This is a genomic window from Trichormus sp. NMC-1 (genome assembly GCF_001858025.1).
GTDB lineage: Bacteria > Cyanobacteriota > Cyanobacteriia > Cyanobacteriales > Nostocaceae > Anabaena.
Genome location: NZ_LZQD01000004.1, coordinates 419,560 through 438,152 on the forward strand (window position 1 = coordinate 419,560; position 18,593 = coordinate 438,152).

Sequence of the window (18,593 nt, forward strand, 5' to 3'; positions counted from 1 at the left end):
ATCACTCAATAGTGGTTAAACCCAATCATTAAAGACAAAGGAAGATTAACTTTGGAGACGAAAGAAAAATTTTTAAGTTTTCATTTGGGAGTCAGAGATACAGCAGTAATTTCCCTACAGCACATCACGGAAGTATTACGAATATCAATGACCGAAATATGTGGAGTTCCACAGATGCCTAATTGTGTGTTAGGTATTTATAGCTGGCGTGGGGAAATGCTGTGGCTGGTCGATTTAGAAGAAATGTTAGGTTATCCACCCCTTTTACAAGGCTCAAATTTACTCTCAAAAATGATGGCAATTGTGCTAGAAAATGAGGGTAAGTATTTGGGCATTTTGGTACGCCAACTAACAGATATTGAATGGTTGGATACTGAGCAAATGAAAACCCCCTCGGCTGATCTATTTTATTCAGCGATGTCACCTTTCTTGCGGGGATATTTTACGAATGGTTCAGAGGAGATGATTTTTAATTTGGATGCTCTAGCGATTATTCAATCTCCAATGTGGGGGAATAATAACTAAAAAATCGGTTTTGTCAAAAGTAATAAAACAGGGAATTTTCATCTTACTGTTTAAGACATTCTAGCTCAAAAGTATCAATTTATTACTAATAGTATTGAAGGAGATTCAAATGACTACATTATATCAAAATAGTGAAGATAGAGGCAATATCTTTACTGAAGTAGAAAACTCAGATAAAGCAAACGGTAACACTATAGTCAATGTTGGCAATAAGGATTTAACAGTATCCAATGCGATTACTCAGGAATTTAAAGTTTGGCGGCAAAGATTTCAATATATAACAGCCCAAATGCGGCAAGTTCCAGATATGGAAACTTTACTGCCGGTAACATCTGCACAAATCAGAGATAAAATTGGTGGTGATCGCGCCTTGATTTATCAATTTACTAACTCTGAGTCTGGAAATGTTTTAGCAGAATCAAGAACCACAGGTTGGACACCATCTCTAGGCGAAAATTTGCCAGCAATTCTGTTTGGCTTGTATACTAATCAAGATTATATTGAACCGATAGCGATTGACGACATTAATGAAATCCAAGCTACACCCTATCAAAAGCAACTACTGGAGAAATTTCAAGTTAAAGCCAGTTTGAGTTTGCCAATTTTTATTGGTAGTAAAGTATGGGGTTTAGTGGTAGTTCATAGCTGTGGATCATCTCGTCAGTGGCAAGAAGCGGAAATCACCTTATTATGTCAAATATCTACAGAAATTACTTACAGATTGCAGAGTTTTAAATTACAAAAAGAACTGCAACAATCAGTATTAGCCAAGCAATCAGTAGCTAAAGTTATTAGCAAAATTTTACAGCAGCCAGATGTAGATAAAATCTTTCAAACCACGACTCAAGAAGTCCGTCAATTACTGAAATGCGATCGCGTCGGTGTTTATCGCTTTAATCCAGATTGGAGTGGCCAATTTGTCTCCGAGGCGGTGGGTAATAATTGGACAAAAATTGTCACTCCTGATTATAAAATGGTTTGGGAAGATACCCATTTACAAGAAACCAAAGGTGGTAGATATGCCAATGGAGAAAGCTTTGTTGTTAATGATATTCATAAAATAGGTCATGCTCAATGTCACGTTGAGATTTTAGAGCAGTTTGACACCAAAGCTTATGTCATTGCGCCCATCTTTTCTGGGGAAAAATTGTGGGGTTTACTAGCAGCTTACCAAAATACTGGGGCGCGGGAATGGCAAGACTGGGAAGTTAGCTTTTTAACTCAGATTGGCTTGCAATTTGGTGTAGCTATCTCCCAAGGAGAGTATCTGGAACAAGTGCGAAAACAATCTGATCAACTAGCCCAGATTAATAAACAAGAAAAATTTCTAGGCAAGATTGTTAACCGCATTCGGCAAGCTGCCAACTTAGACGGCATCTTCAAAACTACAGTACAAGAAGTTCGTCAAGCCTTAAAGTGCGATCGCGTCGGTGTTTATCGATTTAATCCAGATTGGAGTGGTCAATTTATCGCTGAGTCAGTGAGTAGTGGCTGGATAAAAATAGTTACGCCTGACTTTAAAATGGTCTGGGAAGATACCCACCTCCAAGAAACTCAAGGTGGTAGATATGCCAGAGGGGAAAGTTTTGCAGTCGATGACATTTATCAAGTTGGTCACGCTCCATGCCACATTGAGATATTAGAGCAAATTGAAGCTAAAGCTTACATGGTTGCCCCTATCTTCTTCGGGGAAAAACTCTGGGGTTTGTTGGCAACTTATCAGAACTCTAGCACCCGCCAATGGCAACCTTGGGAACTCAGCTTTTTACAACAAATCGGCTTACAATTTAGCCTCGCTAAAACACAGATAGATTATGTAGAACAAGTAGAATCTAAATCTCAAGAACTAATTCAGATTGCTGAACAAGAGAAAACCCTCAACAAAATTGTCAGCCGCATTCGTCAATCCAAAGATGTAGACGATATCTTCACAACTACTACCCACGAAGTTCGCCAAGCCCTAAAATGCGATCGCGTCGGTGTTTATCAATTTAGCCCTGATTGGGGTGGTAAATTTGTAGCTGAATCAGTCGGTACTGGTTGGACAAAATTAGTCGGGCCAAATATCAAAACCGTCTTAGATGATACCTACTTACAAGAAACCAAAGGTGGCAGATATGCCAAAGGCGAATCCTTTGTTGTTAACGACACCTATAAAATAGGTCTAGCCCCTTGTCACATTGCAATTTTGGAGCAGTTTGAAGCCAAGTCTTATGTGATTGTGCCGATATTTTTTGGCGAAAAACTCTGGGGCTTGTTGGCAGCTTATCAAAATACTGGATCTCGTGAATGGAAAGAGTCAGAAGTCAACTTTTTAAAACAGATTGGCTTGCAATTTAGTCTAGCGAAATCACAGTTAGATTATATAGAACAAGTACAATTGCAATCTCTGGAAATCACTCAGATTGCTGAACAAGAGAAAACAGTCAACAAAATAGTCAACCGCATCCGCCAATCCTTCGATTTAGAAGACATCTTCAAAGCAGCTACTCAAGAAGTTCGCCAAGCTCTAAAATGCGATCGCGTCGGTGTTTATCAATTTCACCCTGATTGGAGTGGACAATTTTTAGCAGAATCAGTAGCTAGTGGATGGATGAAAGTTGCCACAGCCGACTTTAAAATGGTTTGGGAAGATAGCCACTTGCAAGAAACCCAAGGAGGTAGATATGCCAAAGGCGAATCCTTGGCAGTCAATGACATCTATCAAGCCGGTCACTCTCAATGTCACGTTGAAATTTTAGAGCAGATTGAAGCCAAAGCTTACGTTATAGTTCCCATCTTTTATGGAGAAAAATTGTGGGGATTACTTGCCGCTTATCAAAATAGTGGAACTCGTGAATGGCAATCCAGAGAAATCAACTTTTTAGAGCAAATTGGCTTGCAATTTAGTTTAGCGAAATCTCAGATTGATTATATAGAACAAGTAAAAGCGCAATCTCTGGAAATCAGTCAGATTGCTGAACAAGAGAAAACAGTCAACAAAATAGTCAACCGTATCCGCCAATCCTTCGATTTAGAAGACATCTTCAAAGCAGCTACTCAAGAAGTCCGTCAGGCATTACGGTGCGATCGCGTCGGTGTTTATCAATTTCATCCTGATTGGAGTGGACAATTTATCGCAGAATCAGTAGCTAGTGGCTGGATAAAAGTTGCAACTTCTGAGTTCAAAATGGTTTGGGAAGATAGCCACTTGCAAGAAACCCAAGGAGGCAGATATGCCAAGGGTGAATACTTCGTTGTCAATGACATATATCAAGCTGGCCATGCCCAATGTCACGTTGAAATTTTAGAGCAGATTGAAGCCAAAGCTTACGTTATAGTTCCCATCTTTTATGGAGAAAAATTGTGGGGCTTACTCGCAGCTTATCAAAACTCTGGAACTCGTGAATGGCAAAGCAGAGAAGTCAACTTTTTAGAGCAGATTGGCTTGCAAATTAGTCTAGCAAAATCTCAGATTGATTATCTAGAACAAGTACAGTCTAAATCTGAGAAACTAGCTCAGATCGCTGAACAGGAAAAAGCTATTACCAAGATAGTCAACCGCATCCGCCAATCTTTAGAGGTAGAAGAAATCTTCAAAACCACTACTCAAGAAGTAAGGCAACTGCTAAAGTGCGATCGCGCAGCCGTCTATCAATTCACATCTGATTGGGGCGGCGAATTTGTGGCTGAGTCTGTAGTGAGCGGTTGGGTGAAACTCGTCGGGACTGGTATCAAAACCGTCTTAAACGACCCTTGTCTACAAAGTAATGAAGGTGGTCGCTATAAAAAAGGTGATACATTAATTGTCAATGACATTTATAAAGCCACCCTTGATCCTTGCTACATCGAAATCATTGAAAAGTATGAAGCTAGAGCTTACATAATTACACCGATCTTATTTGGCGAAAAATTATGGGGCTTAATGGCTGCTTATCAAAACTCTGGAACTCGTGAATGGGAAGAATCAGAAATTAACTTGTTAGCAAGAATTGGAGATCAGTTAGGACTAGCTTTACAACAAGCAGAGTCCTTACAACAAGTACAAGCACAATCATCTAAACTAGCAGAAGCAGCCCAAAGGGAAAAAGCCGCTAAAGAATTGCTACAACAACGTTCCATTCAACTGCTCAGAGCGATCGCACCTGCACTTAGTGGTGATTTAACAGTCCGCGCCCCCATTACAGAAGATGAATTAGGGACAATTGCCGATGCCTACAATGGGACTCTGCAAGCATTACAGCAAATTGTTATTCAGGTACAAGCAGCTTCTCAACAAGTTGCCCAAACCTCTATCAATAGCAATTCTTCACTAGTAGGATTGACTGATTTAGCAAAAGAACAGTCTGAAGAAATCACCCAAGCCTTAAGCGATATTCAACAGATGGTAGATTCTACCCAAGCGGTAGTAGCAAACGCTCAATTAGTGCAAGTAGCCTTACAACAAGCCAACAAAACTGTAGATTCTGGTGATACCGCCATGAACCAAACAGTAAACGCCATTCAAGCCATTCGAGAAACCGTAGCCCAAACGAGTAAAAAGATTAAACGCCTCAGTGAATCATCACAAAAAATCTCCAAAGTGGTGAATTTGATTAGCAACTTTGCTACACAGACAAACGTACTGGCTTTGAATGCTGCGATTGAAGCTACTCGCGCCGGTGAATATGGCAAAGGCTTTGCAGTGGTAGCAGATGAAGTTCGTTCTTTATCTCGTCAGTCAGCAGCAGCAACCATCGAAATAGAAAAATTAGTCCAAGAAATTCAAACTGAAACTGGGGAAGTTGCAGTGGCAATGGAAACAGGTATTCAGCAAGTAGTAGAAGGAACAAACCTAGTTAGTGAAACCCGCCAAAACTTGAACGCCATCGTTTCCGCAACTGCTGAAATTAGTCAGCTGATTGAGCGGATTACTGAAGCAACTCAAAAACAAATGAGCCAATCTGTAACAGTAACGGCATCAATGAATGATGTCGCCTCAATTGCTCATAAGACTTTTGGTGAATCTCAAGAAATTGCTACAGTGTTCCAAAATTTATCAGGAATGGCACAAGATTTATTAACAACCGCTAGTAAGTTCAAAGTTAAGTAATCCCGACTTTCCTAAATGTGAGGTAGAACAGGCAATATTCACCTGTTATTGGCAGGCAATCAGCCTGCTCTACCTGTTTTATCGATGACTGGTAATTGAACATTGAACATTGAAAATATACAGCCGTGGACAGGGTGGTTAGGACATCAATTGATAATGCAACTCCCACTACAAGAGAATTTTACTCCTGACTCCTGACTCCTGACTCCTGACTCCTGACTCCTGACTCCTGACTCCTGACTCCTGACTCCTGACTCCTGACTCCTGACTCCTGACTCCTGACTCCTGACTCCTGACTCCTGACTCCTGACTCCTGACTCCTGACTCCTGACTCCTGACTCCTGACTCCTGACTCCTGACTCCTGACTCCTGACTCCTGACTCCTGACTCCTGACTCCTGACTCCTGACTCCTGACTCCTGACTCCTGACTCCTGACTCCTGACTCCTGACTCCTGACTCCTGACTCCTGACTCCTGACTCCTGACTCCTGACTCCTGACTCCTGCTATACAATCCAACATTGGTATGCATTAATATCAACCAAGCTCAAAAAAATAAAACAAAAGATTATGATTACAGACAATGAGATTCGGGAACAGGGCTATGCTTATTTTCTAGCTGAAACCCCAGAACTATTACAAGCAATTGAACAGGATTTATTTACTTTAGCCGAAAGTTATAGTATTGCTAAAGTTCATAACTTAATGCGAGCAACTCACACCATTAAGGGTGGAGCCGCTACTGTTGGGTTAGATACTATCAAGATGATAGCTCATTCTCTAGAAGATATATTTAAGGCTCTATATAGTCCAGATGTAGTCATCGATAATGAATTGCAAACACTTCTATTAGAAGCTTACGAATGTCTTCAGTTAGCTGTCACAGCAGAACTGACAGCAAGTAATATTAATAGTGAGGAACTTCTTCAAAGAGCAACTTCAGTATTTGCACAATTACAAACAAAATTAGGTGATGCCTTTGGGGCTGAATCGCATATTCCTACTTCTGAAGAATTAGGATTTGATATTGTCCAGTCTATCTTTGAAGTAGGAGTCAAACAACGCTTAGAAAGTATTTCTGAAGCCCTGCTTAAGCCACTCAATAATGAAGAATTAATAGAAGTTTTACATTCTCAACTTGATGTATTTCTAGGTTTGGCAGAATCTTTAAATCTACCAGGTTTGAAAGAACTAGCTTGCACAATTATGTCTGCTTTGGACGCTAATCCCCAAGAAGCGCGCCAAATTGCTGAAATTGCCTTAGCTGATTTACAAAAGTCACAGAAAGAAGTTTTAGCAGGCGATCGCATTTCTGGTGGTTCTCCTTCTATAGCTTTGCAAACACTGGCAAAAGTCACAAAACAGGAATCACCTATTAAACCTCCTAATAATTCATTAGTGAGAGTACCAAAAAACCAGTCATTCATTGTACCCATAACTAAATCTTTTGCCACCCAATTTTTTAGTCTGACAACCGAATTTTACCAATTTTTAATTACATCTAACGGCAAAAATAATGAGCATTTAAAACCAGGAAATGCCAAGTTTATTTTAAAAGTAATTCGCTACATTTTTGGCTGGTTTAATCACCAGCGCGACATACCAGAAGCTGAACTGAGTTTAAATTTGCTGATTCCTAAAATCAGTCTAAATAATAATCCACTAAATTATATTGAAAGTTGGTTAGAGCAATTTCTAGCTTTTGTCGAAGATGAAAAAGATAGCCATAACCTCTGTCTTTATCGCCGAGTTATAGTTTTAATTATTCTCCTAGACTTAGCTAGATTTGAATATTCATTTGCCAAAAATGATGGCTTTATTTATATTATCCAAAGTCTAAAAAAGCATATTCGTCAAGTAGGAAATGAATATAAAAACTATTCTCCAGTAACTGAGCAAGAAAAAAAATGGCTTGATAGCCCTAAGCTACAAGAATTGCTAGTTATTAAAGAAATATTTCCCCCCATAGATCATCCCACTGATGAGAGTTTACTCGAATCTATATGGGGAGGAGAAACTCTGTCAGAGATCAGCCATGAAGCTGTCATTACCCAGACAGTAGAAGATATTAAAAATGATCATTATTTAGAAAGTGTCACATCTTCAGTTGTGAGTGATCAGGTATTTACGAATATTCCTGAAGAAGGCACAGAAATTGTTGCCGATGATGCCATAGAAGTTAATAGGCAAATAGAAGATAAATCCTTAAATTCTGCCAATAAAAATTCTCGCCAACCTGCTTTTGTGCGAGTGGATGTAGATGGACTGCAACGTCTGAATTACTTAGCAGGGGAATTGCTAATTTACCAAAAACGTCGCACTTTATATGATGAACAAATTATAGACTTAATAGAACGATTAAGTCAGCAACTCAGCCAACATCAATCAGTTTTGAACCAATTGCGTGATTTGCCGTTACAGGGAAATAATTTTCCTATAGACAAAACACATAAAGTCTCATCTGTGCAGTTTGATGCTTTAGAAATGGATGTATATACAGAATTTAATCTGACATTACATGAAGCACTAGAAGAAACGCTGCAACTACAAGAAACTGCTGAGTCTCTTGACTTACTCATGAAACAATCTTCTCAAATTAGTGAGAAAAAACATAATTTAACTCTGAGTATCATAGATAATTTGGTAGATGCAAGGATGTTGCCTTTGGGAACTATCCTTAATCGTTTTCCTCAAATGGTCAATAAACTGGGAAATGTTTATGCAAAGTTCGTAGAATTAAAACTTACTGGCACACAAGTCCTCATAGATAAAGCCATTGCTGAAAAGTTATATGATCCTTTATTGCAACTAGTACGTAATGCTTTCGATCATGGTATTGAAGCTCCACACATTCGGCGTGATCTTGGTAAACATGAACAAGGTGTAATAGAAATTTGTGCTTATCATCAGGGGAGTCAAACTGTGATCGAAGTTCGGGATGATGGTCAAGGTTTGAATTTAGAAAGTATCCGCAACAGAGCTATTGAACTTAATCTGATTCCAGGTGATCATGATGCTCAAGAATATTCGCATAATCTGACTGAATCTGAACTAATAGAAATGATGTTTTCACCTGGATTTTCCACTGCGGGTAGGGTAAATGAAATTTCTGGTCGCGGTATGGGATTAGATATTGTCCGTACTCAGTTACACTCCCTCAATGGCTTGATTTCCGTTCAATCATCGCCTCATCAAGGGACAAAATTTATACTTAAAATACCTTTTTCTATGACCACAGATAAACTAATGTTAGTCCAGGCAGGGGGTGTTGTTTATGCCTTACTGCTAGATAGTGTCGAAAAAATATTAATCCCTTCTGCACAGCAAATCAAAGAGTTTGAAGGCAAACAGATTTTGCATTGGCATTCAGGTGAGGATGAACTGATAGTCAGCCTTCTGAAACTGTCAAATTTGATGTATTACAATGGATCAATAGTTGGCAGTTATTCAAACACTATACCCACTACTGCTGACACAGAAATCATGAAAAATCCTGTGCTTTTACTCCGGCATAATCAGGAAGTTTTGGGTTTAGAAGTTGACCAAATTATCGGTGAACAAGAATTAGTCATCAGACCTTTAGGAAATGCTATTATTCCACCAAAATATATTTATGGTTGTAGTAGCCTCGCTAATGGCAATCTCATCTTAGTAATTGATGGGACTCTGCTTGTAGATTCTCAGGAAATGCAGGCTACACTTGATGTCAGGAGACTGCCAACAAGTCCTGTATCGAGAAAACAAGCCTTGCCAATGTCGGAAGATACTATTGAATCTATACCTTTACTCGCTGCATCTACTTCCAGAAATACTAGAGAAACTCAACAAAATTCTCATGTAGGAATGACTAACAAATTACCAAAAGTAGTTTTGGTTATAGATGATGCTATTAGCGTCCGACAAACTATTTCTCTCACTTTGCAAAAATGTGGTTATCAAGTAATACAATCACAAAATGGGGTAGAAGCTCTCGAACAGTTGCATTTACATCCAGAAATTGAAGTTATCATTTCTGATTTAGAGATGCCACGCATGAATGGATTTGAATTATTAAGTAATATTCGTCAAAACCCAGATTTAGCTAAAAAACCAGTTGTGGTTCTCACTTCTCGTAGTTCGGAAAAACATCGTCAACTGGCTCAAGAATTGGGTGCAACGGCTTATTTAACCAAGCCTTATTTAGAGAATGAGTTTATCTCAACTGTTAATCATTTAGCTAACAGAGGTATGGAAGATTTAAATCAGGTAAAAATGACAGCAGGTAAATACAGCAGAATTCAGGAGTCAGGAGTCAGGAGTCAGGAGTCAGGAGTCAGGAGTCAGGAGTCAGGAGTCAGGAGTCAGGAGTCAGGAGTCAGGAGTCAGGAGTCAGGAGTCAGGAGTCAGGAGTCAGGAGTCAGGAGTCAGGAGTCAGGAGTCAGGAGTCAGGAGTCAGGAGTCAGGAGTCAGGAGTCAGGAGTCAGGAGTCAGGAGTCAGGAGTCAGGAGTCAGGAGTCAGGAGTCAGGAGTCAGGAGTCAGGAGTCAGGAGTCAGGAGTCAGGAGTCAGGAGTCAGGAGTCAGGAGTCAGGAGTCAGGAGTCAGGAGTCAGGAGTCAGGAGTCAGGAGTCAGGAGTCAGGAGTCAGGAGTCAGGAGTCAGGAGTCAGGAGTCAGGAGTCAGGAGTCAGGAGTCAGGAGTCAGGAGTCAGGAGTCAGGAGTCAGGAGTCAGGAGTCAGGAGTCAGGAGTCAGGAGTCAGGAGTCAGGAGTCAGGAGTCAGGAGTCAGGAGTCAGGAGTCAGGAGTCAGGAGTCAGGAGTCAGGAGTCAGGAGTCAGGAGTCAGGAGTCAGGAGTCAGGAGTCAGGAGTCAGACTGTCTTGGTGTCTAGGTTTCAATTTTGATTCTGTACCTCATTGATCTGCAATCTGCTGTAAATATAGGACAAATCACAAAAGGGTTGAATATGACTTCACCAAATTTAATCAAAAGTGCGATACCTACGGTAAGCTACCGCTAACGCAATACTGACAATCATAATTAATGTCATACTCAAAGCTGAACCAAACCCCCAATTTTGGGTAGCTCCCAGAAACTGATTATAAACTAACCTTGCTGCTGTCATACTCGAAGCACCTCCCAACAATTCTGGGTCGATAAAGTCCCCTAGCGCTGTGATAAATACCAACAGAGAACCAGCAGCGATACCTGGAAAAACTTGAGGTACAGTTACTTGCCAAAAAGTTTGGATGGGATTTGCACCTAAATCAGCTGCTGCTTCTAACAATTGCTGGTCTAGTTTTTCTAAAGAAGCATACAACACTAAAACCATGTAAGGTAATAAGCTGTAACTCATGCCAATTAATACCGCTGGATTGCGGTTAAGCAATTCTAAAGCTGGTAAACCTAAACTGGTGAGTAAACTGTTTAATAATCCCGTTGGACGCAAAATTGTAATCCAGGCATAAGAACGCAGTAAAGAAGAAGTCCATAAAGGCAAAACAAAACCTAATAGCAGCAAATTTCGCCAGCGCTTTGGTGCCATTAAAGCAATCCAATAAGCAACAGGGAACCCTAAAATTAAACAACTAATTGTGGTACTAATTGCCAAAAATAACGAATGAAATATGACTTTTAAATAAATTGGTTCAATGATGCGGATGTAGTTATTCAATCCACTAGGATTTACCAAATCTCCTGGTCGAATATTTGGTACTAAACTCAACTGAAAAATTATTAATGTTGGTAGCAACAACAATAGTAATAACCAAATTCCAGATGGTGCAAGTAGCGCCAAAGGGGAAATCCAGTTGACGCGATGGCGTTCTAATTTCTGTGATTTAGTTGTCAGGGAAGAGTTTAGTTGAGAGTCTTTACTTTGAATAGGCACAGCCTGATACCAATTTTAGATTTAAGATCGAGAATATAGATTTTTGCTTCTTGACTTTAAGCGAGTAATTGAGTCCAGTACCGCTCATAAACTTCTTCAAACTTACCGACAGGAGTAAGTCTTTCACAGTTTTTTAAAAGTGCTTCTGAAGGAAATAAATTAGTATTATTTTGAAGCTGTTTTGGTAATTGCTCAAATCCAGCATGATTAGGAGTAGAAATATTTAGTCTTTGGCTGATTTGAGCCGCGACTTCTGGTCGCAAAATCAAGTTAATCCAAGCATAAGCTCCCGCAACATTAGGAGATGTTTTAGGAATTACAATAGTGTCTGTCCACAATGAGGAACCACTACGAGGAATTACAAATTTCAGCTTGGGGTTTTCTTTAGATATTTTCACTGCATCGGCAGAGTAACACATAGCTAATAATAAATCACCTGCCAGCATTTGGTTTTGCCAAGCATCAGTATCAAAAGCAGCAATAGCTGGTTTGAGTTCTTTCAACTTCTCATAAGCTTGTTTGATTTCTGTTTCATTTTGTGAATTATAAGAATAACCTAGCATCCGCAATGCTGCACCGATTACCTCCCGCACATCATTAAGTAAAGTTATTTTCTTGTGAAGTTTATCTTTATTTTGCCAAAGATATTCCCAATCTTCTGGTGCTGTTGGGAGTTTTTCAGAGTTGTAAAGTAAACCGGTTGTTCCCCAATTGAAGGGAATACTATAACGGTTATAAGGGTCATAACTAGGATTCTGGAATCGTGGGAACAAATTGTCTAAGCCAATTAAGCGTTCATGATTAATGGGAGTTAACAAATTTTTATCGACCATCTTCTGCACCATGTAATCAGATGGATAGATAATGCTGTAAGTGCCACCACCTCCAGCTTGTAACTTAGCCAGCATGACATCATTAGAATCATATACATCCGCCAATACTTTCATGCCAGTTTGGGCAGTAAAAGTGGATAGTAATTCTTGATCAGTATACTGTGTCCAGGTATATATGTGCAGTTCGTCGCTTTGGCCTGAACCAGTATAGTTGTCTCCTACATTAGCCAATCTCCAGCCACAACTACTTAAAGATAGGCTAGAAAGCGCCACCATTTTTTTCAGAAATTGTCTTCTGTTAGTCATTAGTTATCAGACTATGAAATTTTGGTTCTTGATTCTTGACTAATAGCGAGACAGTCAGCTTCTGCCCACCAAATATAAATAGGTGTGTCACGGTCTGGTAAGCTGCCAAAGGTGTTGGGTTGTAAAACATTGATATTTATGCCGTTGACCAATTCCACAACATAATTAACATGAGTACCCAAATACATGATATTGACTAGCCTGCCTTCAAAGCAATTTGTCGGCAAATTCGGTTGATAAAGGGAAATCTGAATTTTTTCTGGGCGCACACTGATGACTACTGGTTGTAATAATTCAGTTGGTGTATTTTCTGAACGTCCGGTAACAATAGAGAGTCCGGTTTTGGTCAAAATTTTCACCCATTCCGGGTCTACCGTTGTGATTTCACCGCTGAATAAATTTGTATCGCCAATAAAATCAGCAACAAAGGGTGTTTGGGGATGTTCGTAAATTTCGCTAGGAGTCCCAACTTGCTCAATTTTGCCTTGATTCATAACGGCGATGCGATCAGATAAGCATAGTGCTTCTTCTTGATCGTGTGTCACCATCACAAATGTTAATCCTAAATCTTTGTGTAAATTGGATAACTCAACCTGCATCTCTTTGCGGAGTTTGAGGTCTAATGCTCCCAATGGCTCATCTAGAAGTAAGACTGCGGGACGATTAACCAAAGCCCTAGCTAAGGCTACCCGTTGCTGTTGACCACCAGAAAGTTGAGAGGGTAAGCGCGATCGCAAACTTTCCATTTTTACGAGCTTTAAAGCTTCTATAACTCTGCTTTGAATTTCTGAAGTAGTTAATTTTTGCAACCTTAGTCCAAAAGCGATGTTATCCCAGACATTGAGATGGTTAAACAGCGCATAACTTTGGAATACAGTATTTACAGGTCTTCGGTAAGGAGGCACATTGGTCATCGACTGACCCCGAATCAACAACTTACCTGCATCAACTCTTTCAAATCCAGCAATTAAGCGGAGTGTGGTTGTTTTACCGCAACCAGAAGGTCCTAAAATACTAAAAAATTCTCCCTGTCTCACATCCAAGTCCACACCATGTACAGCTGGTTCTTGGTTGAAAAATTTGAATACGTTACGCAGTTCAACATCAAGTGGTTGAAAAGACGTTACACTCCTCTGATTTTGCATCACAGTTTGAGCCATATTCTTCAGTAGAATGCCCTAATTTCAGAAAACTTAGTCAAGCTATGTAGGGTGTTAAGCAGACTACAGTCCATACTTTGAATTGTATCCGGCAAAAACACTCTATTAAAAATATACTTTCTATTGTTTCACCTTGAATACTGGGTAGGGTTTTCGGTTATGAATTCTGTCCGTTCAGGTTTCCAGGAGCGATCGCTACGAGTAGTAGTAGTGAGTAGCCATCATCAACTGAGGACATCACAACGAAGGATTTATGTAGATTGTAGTGCTAATATGATGAGATAAGTATTTGCCAACTTTTCCAAAGCATATTTCATAACCTTTACCTGGTAAAGGTTTCAGATTTTAAATTTCAATGTGTTTCTTTATATAAACCCCTTCCAAGTTGAAATCCATAGTTTTTTCTATGGCGAAAACTCAAGTTTTCAAGATGGATGAGGTTTATCTGACTAAATTGCAAAATGCTCCCATGAGAGGCTCATATCTTGTACATTAGCAAAGCATTGACAGAAGTCCCGGAGTATAGTATCGTCTCCAGTCAGCTTGACATCTTAACAACACAGTTGCGTATATTAAGAATTGTGAAATTCTCCTAAGCTTATGACCTTATTTCAACCACCTGTACTAGGCGGACAAAACAATACACGCACAGTCGGGCGCAATTCTCAATCAATATTTTTAATTGTATTCACTTTATTGATGACATCTGGAATAGGCGCTCGTTTAGCTTATTTGCAAATTATTGATGGCACAAAACTCCGACAACGTGCCGAGTCCAACCGGATTCGCATGATTTCTAAACAACCAGAACGGGGCAACATTTTTGACCGTAATGGCAAACTTTTAGCTACTACTCGTTATCCGCGCTCTGTTCATTTGTGGCCAATGGCACATACTAAGCCCTCATGGTCAGTTGTCGGTCTGCGTCTGTCAGAAATCCTCGATATTCCTCAAGAGGAGATGGAAAATAAACTTATACAAGCGGGAGCTAATTCTTCTTCTTTGATTCGCATTGCTCGTGACTTAAATGAAGCACAAGTCACAGCTTTGAAGGAATATGAAACCGAATTACCAAATGTAGAAATCAATACGGAAGCTGTACGCTATTATCCTGATGGTAGGCAATTAGCCCATATACTCGGCTATACCCGCGAACTGACACCAGAACAGCTAAAAAAACGGAAATCTGAAGGCTATCGTCTCGGTGATGTCATTGGCCAAATGGGTGTGGAAAAAGCCTATGAAAAAACCCTGCGGGGTGAATGGGGCGGTCAGCAAGTAGAAGTAGATGGTGCTGGTAGACCGCTGCGGGTATTGGGAGAGAAACAGGCGAAAGCAGGTAATGATTTACACTTGACTATAGATTTGGATATCCAAAAAGCAGCGGAAAAAGCTTTAGGTAAACGCAATGGGTCAATCATCGCACTTAACCCCAACAACGGTGAAGTGTTAGCAATGGTATCCCATCCTACCTTTGACCCGAATATTTTTTCTAAACAAAAACTCTCTCAAAAAGACTGGGAAAGCGTCCAAGGTGCGGAACATCCTTTAGTTAATCGGGCTTTAAGTGTTTTTCCCCCAGCTAGTACCTTTAAAATTGTCACCACTACAGCGGCCATAGAATCGGGTAAGTTTTCTCCTAACACCGTCTTACAAACATATCCTTATTTAAATATTGGTGGGACAAGATTTGGTGAATGGAATCATGCGGGATTTGGTCCATTGGGTTTTGTGGGTGCAATGCAGTGGAGTAGTGATACTTTCTTTTATCAAATTGGTAAAGGTATAGGTGGACCTCCTTTAATTGAATGGACTCGCAAATATGGCTTTGGTGAAAAAACTGGCTTTGACTTTTCCACAGAAGAAGCAAAAGGTTTAGTTCCCGATGATACCTGGAAACGCAAAGCCTGGAAAATGCCTTGGACTATAGGCGATACTATTAATATGACCATTGGTCAAGGTGCTTTACAAACTACACCTTTACAAGTGGCTGTGATGTTTGCTGTACCAGCTAATGGTGGTTATCTAGTCCAGCCACATTTGCTTAAAGACAATGGGGACGCACAAAAATGGCGTAAATCTTTAAATATGAAGCCGATAACTCTCAAAATCCTCCGTGATGGCTTGCGGAAAGTAATATCTGAAGGTACAGGTAAAGTTTTAAATAAACCAACTCTTCCCCCAGTAGCTGGTAAGAGTGGTACAGCGGAAGCTTGGAAGGGTAGAGCTAAACAGAATCACGCCTGGTTTGGCGCTTATGCACCAGATAATGATAAACCAGAAATTTTAGTTGTGGCTTTTGGTGAACATTCCGGGGGTGGTGGTGGTAGTGTCGCTGCACCCATGATTTTAGAAGTTATGGAAGAATATTTTGCCCGTAAGCATCCAGGTAAGTATCAAAAACCAGAGACTAAGCATTAGGGGAGATGGGGACACGGAGACGCGGGGACACGGAGACGCGGGGACGCGAGGAAAATTAAGAATTACCTGTTGCCTGTTCCCTGTTGCCTGTTCCCTGTTTACGAATTACGAATTATTTCCAGCAATTGTGCTTCACTTAATTGAGCAATTCCTAATATTTGCGCTTTTTCTAACTTGGAACCAGCATCTTCACCCACAACCAAAAAGTCTGTTTTTTTGCTCACTGAGTCAGTCACTTTACCACCAGCTTTTTGAATCAATGCTTTGGCTTCATCACGCTTTAAGGTTGGTAATGTACCTGTAACCACAAAAGTCTTACCTGCAAACTTGGGATTACCTTCTCCAATTGCTTTGGGCTGTTCTGTGGTAGCTAATTGTAACTCCAATGCTTGAAGACGAGAAATTAAAGTTTGATTTGCAGGGGTGCGAAACCATTGATAAACTGATTGAGCAATTTCTGCACCGATACCATAAACGCCTTCAATATCTGATTGTCTCGCTGCTGCTAATTCTTCTACGGTGGTGAATTTCTCTGTTAATAATTGGGCGTTGACGCTACCAACGTGACGGATTCCTAAACCATATAATACCCGTGACCAAGGTTGATTTTTTGATTGTGCGATCGCATTCACCAATTTTTCCGCTGACTTTTGACCCATTCGTTCCAACGCGCATAGTTGCTCTGGTGTCAAGTCATATAAATCGCCAACACAATGCACCAACTTTTTATCTACCAGTTGATGAACTAATTTCTCACCTACACCTTTAATATCCAAAGCGTCACGACTCACCCAATGTTCAATCTCACCTTTGAGAATTGCTGCACAGGAAGCATTGACGCAGCGAGTTACAACTTCTCCAGATTCTCTTACCACCGGTTGACCACATACGGGACACTCGGTAGGCATAATAAAAGGTTGAGTATCAGCGGGACGCAATTCTTTAATTACCCGCACTACTTCCGGGATAATTTCCCCAGCTTTGCGAACAATGACAGTATCACCGATGCGGATATCTAATTGGCTAATGCGATCGCTATTATGTAAAGTAGCTCTGGAAACAGTAGTCCCCGCTAATTGTACGGGCAACATTTCTGCCAAAGGTGTTAAAGCTCCCGTTCTTCCCACATTCACCGTAATATTTTCCACACGGGTGGGAGCTTCTTCTGCTGCATACTTGAGTGCGATCGCCCAACGGGGGCATTTCTGCGTAAAACTTAACTGTTCTTGCAGCTTAAAAGAATTCAGCTTTACCACCACCCCATCGGTCATATAAGCTGAATTCAGCCGTTCCGTATCCCAATATTGATAATAATTAGCAACTTCTTCTAACGCATGGCATAGTTTATGATTGGCATCAACCCGAAAACCGAATTTTTGCAACAACTCCAAAGCTTCCCATTGGGTATTGGCAATACTAGAGTCATCCATCCCCGTAATATGCAGCGTATAAGCAAAGAAATCTAACTGTCGTTGAGCTACAATCCGGGGATCTAGTTGTCTCAGTGTACCAGCAGCCGCATTGCGAGGATTAGCAAATACTTGTTCACCAGCTTTTTGTCTTTTCTCATTTATTTGTTTAAATACTTCCAAAGGTAAAAATACCTCACCGCGCACTTCCACCTTTTCGATATTTTCTAAACCATCGAAATTCAAACGTAGGGGAATTGAGCGAATAGTCCGCACATTTTGGGTAATATCTTCACCCATCACCCCATCACCCCTACTCACACCCCTGACGAGAACCCCATTTTCATAAGTTAACGCCAAAGCAGCACCATCAATTTTCAATTCCGCCACATATTCTACATCACCGGGAGAATACTGTGGTGGTAAGTGTCTTCGCCAACGCTGTTCCCAACTTTGTAACTCTTCAACATTAAAAGCATTCTCCAAACTATACAGGGGAATGTTATGCCGGACTGAGGTAAAGTGAGTTGCAGGTCGCTCACCTACCCGTTGAGTGGGACTATCAGGAGTGATTAATTCTGGGTACTGAGTTTCTAATTCTTGCAGTTCTCGATACAGCCGATCATAAACAGTATCCTCCATAATTGGTGCATCTAGAACGTAATAGGCATAACTGGCTTGTTGCAATAACCGCCGCAGTTCTTCCACACGCTTTATTTCTGGTTGAATTTGGAGCATAAGACTCATCGCAAAATACCTAGAGAATAGATTTCAGGAGTACTCAGTGCTGAGTTACCAAGAAAGGGAAACGGGAGCATTAAAATTAGGACGCTTTATATCGATTAAGGATTCCAGCTTTCGACTTCATATAAAAATTTGGTTTTACCAATCAACTTACAATTAGCAGAGGTACTTTGAACAAACACCACATACTTTTCTAGATTACTCGGTTTAATCCTAATTGTTGCATCCATCGCTAGACCTAACATTATTAAAATAACATGA

General features: G+C 40.3%; 9 protein-coding genes and 2 pseudogenes. 5 read left to right on the forward strand and 6 right to left on the reverse strand.

All coding sequences use genetic code 11. The features are described 5' to 3' along the window. Nucleotides 1–51: 51 nt before the first annotated feature. A complete protein-coding gene (locus tag A9Y75_RS15700; protein WP_071190472.1) occupies nt 52–525 on the forward strand; it encodes a chemotaxis protein CheW in 474 nt (157 codons plus the stop codon). A 109-nt stretch (nt 526–634) separates the two neighbouring features. Continuing rightward, nucleotides 635–5,596: a GAF domain-containing protein gene (locus A9Y75_RS15705; RefSeq protein WP_201788420.1), complete on the forward strand. Its 4,962-nt coding sequence runs from the start codon at nt 635–637 to the stop codon at nt 5,594–5,596. 146 nt (nt 5,597–5,742) lie between these two features. On the opposite strand, the gene A9Y75_RS15710 is transcribed toward A9Y75_RS15705, so the two are convergent. Next, the gene (locus A9Y75_RS15710; RefSeq protein WP_177176207.1) at nt 5,743–6,117 is read right to left on the reverse strand and encodes a hypothetical protein; all 375 of its coding nucleotides are present in this window, start codon (nt 6,115–6,117) and stop codon (nt 5,743–5,745) included. A gap of 48 nt (nt 6,118–6,165) precedes the next feature. Here A9Y75_RS15710 and A9Y75_RS15715 point away from each other — a divergent pair. Next, a pseudogene (locus tag A9Y75_RS15715) lies at nt 6,166–9,840 on the forward strand (hybrid sensor histidine kinase/response regulator); the annotation flags it as partial. Nucleotides 9,841–10,540: 700 nt separating this feature from the next. On the opposite strand, the pseudogene A9Y75_RS15720 reads toward A9Y75_RS15715, so the two are convergent. The 3 genes and pseudogenes from A9Y75_RS15720 to A9Y75_RS15730 form a co-directional block, all read right to left on the reverse strand. Next, a pseudogene (locus A9Y75_RS15720) lies at nt 10,541–11,420 on the reverse strand (ABC transporter permease); the annotation flags it as partial. A gap of 95 nt (nt 11,421–11,515) precedes the next feature. After that, complete coding sequence (locus tag A9Y75_RS15725) at nt 11,516–12,598, reverse strand: spermidine/putrescine ABC transporter substrate-binding protein (protein ID WP_071190474.1); 1,083 nt, start codon at nt 12,596–12,598, stop codon at nt 11,516–11,518. Nucleotides 12,599–12,609: 11 nt separating this feature from the next. Continuing rightward, nucleotides 12,610–13,758: an ABC transporter ATP-binding protein gene (locus tag A9Y75_RS15730; RefSeq protein WP_071190475.1), complete on the reverse strand. Its 1,149-nt coding sequence runs from the start codon at nt 13,756–13,758 to the stop codon at nt 12,610–12,612. Nucleotides 13,759–13,917: 159 nt separating this feature from the next. Here A9Y75_RS15730 and A9Y75_RS30195 point away from each other — a divergent pair, with 159 nt between their 5' ends. Beyond that, on the forward strand, nt 13,918–14,043 hold the full coding sequence (locus A9Y75_RS30195; protein ID WP_269086304.1) for a hypothetical protein: 126 nt from the start codon (nt 13,918–13,920) through the stop codon (nt 14,041–14,043). Nucleotides 14,044–14,358: 315 nt separating this feature from the next. After that, on the forward strand, nt 14,359–16,179 hold the full coding sequence (gene mrdA, locus A9Y75_RS15735) for a penicillin-binding protein 2 (protein WP_071190476.1): 1,821 nt from the start codon (nt 14,359–14,361) through the stop codon (nt 16,177–16,179). A 98-nt stretch (nt 16,180–16,277) separates the two neighbouring features. Here mrdA and ligA read toward each other — a convergent pair whose 3' ends face one another. Both ligA and A9Y75_RS29685 read right to left on the reverse strand, forming a co-directional pair. After that, the gene (gene ligA / locus A9Y75_RS15740; RefSeq protein WP_071190477.1) at nt 16,278–18,326 is read right to left on the reverse strand and encodes an NAD-dependent DNA ligase LigA; all 2,049 of its coding nucleotides are present in this window, start codon (nt 18,324–18,326) and stop codon (nt 16,278–16,280) included. 104 nt (nt 18,327–18,430) lie between these two features. Further along, entirely contained in the window at nt 18,431–18,577 is a 147-nt protein-coding gene (locus tag A9Y75_RS29685; protein ID WP_236721425.1) for a hypothetical protein, read from the reverse strand. Nucleotides 18,578–18,593: the final 16 nt, after the last annotated feature.

Bases quoted from the DNA above. Each gene is read 5' to 3' on its own strand.
- A9Y75_RS15705 (WP_201788420.1), top strand. From the start codon at position 635: ATGACTACATTATATCAAAATAGTGAAGATAGAGGCAATATCTTTACT.
- mrdA (WP_071190476.1), top strand. From the start codon at position 14,359: ATGACCTTATTTCAACCACCTGTACTAGGCGGACAAAACAATACACGC.
- A9Y75_RS29685 (WP_236721425.1), bottom strand. From the start codon at position 18,577: ATGTTAGGTCTAGCGATGGATGCAACAATTAGGATTAAACCGAGTAAT.
- ligA (WP_071190477.1), bottom strand. From the start codon at position 18,326: ATGCTCCAAATTCAACCAGAAATAAAGCGTGTGGAAGAACTGCGGCGG.
- A9Y75_RS15730 (WP_071190475.1), bottom strand. From the start codon at position 13,758: ATGGCTCAAACTGTGATGCAAAATCAGAGGAGTGTAACGTCTTTTCAA.
- A9Y75_RS30195 (WP_269086304.1), top strand. From the start codon at position 13,918: ATGAATTCTGTCCGTTCAGGTTTCCAGGAGCGATCGCTACGAGTAGTA.
- A9Y75_RS15710 (WP_177176207.1), bottom strand. From the start codon at position 6,117: ATGTTGGATTGTATAGCAGGAGTCAGGAGTCAGGAGTCAGGAGTCAGG.
- A9Y75_RS15725 (WP_071190474.1), bottom strand. From the start codon at position 12,598: ATGACTAACAGAAGACAATTTCTGAAAAAAATGGTGGCGCTTTCTAGC.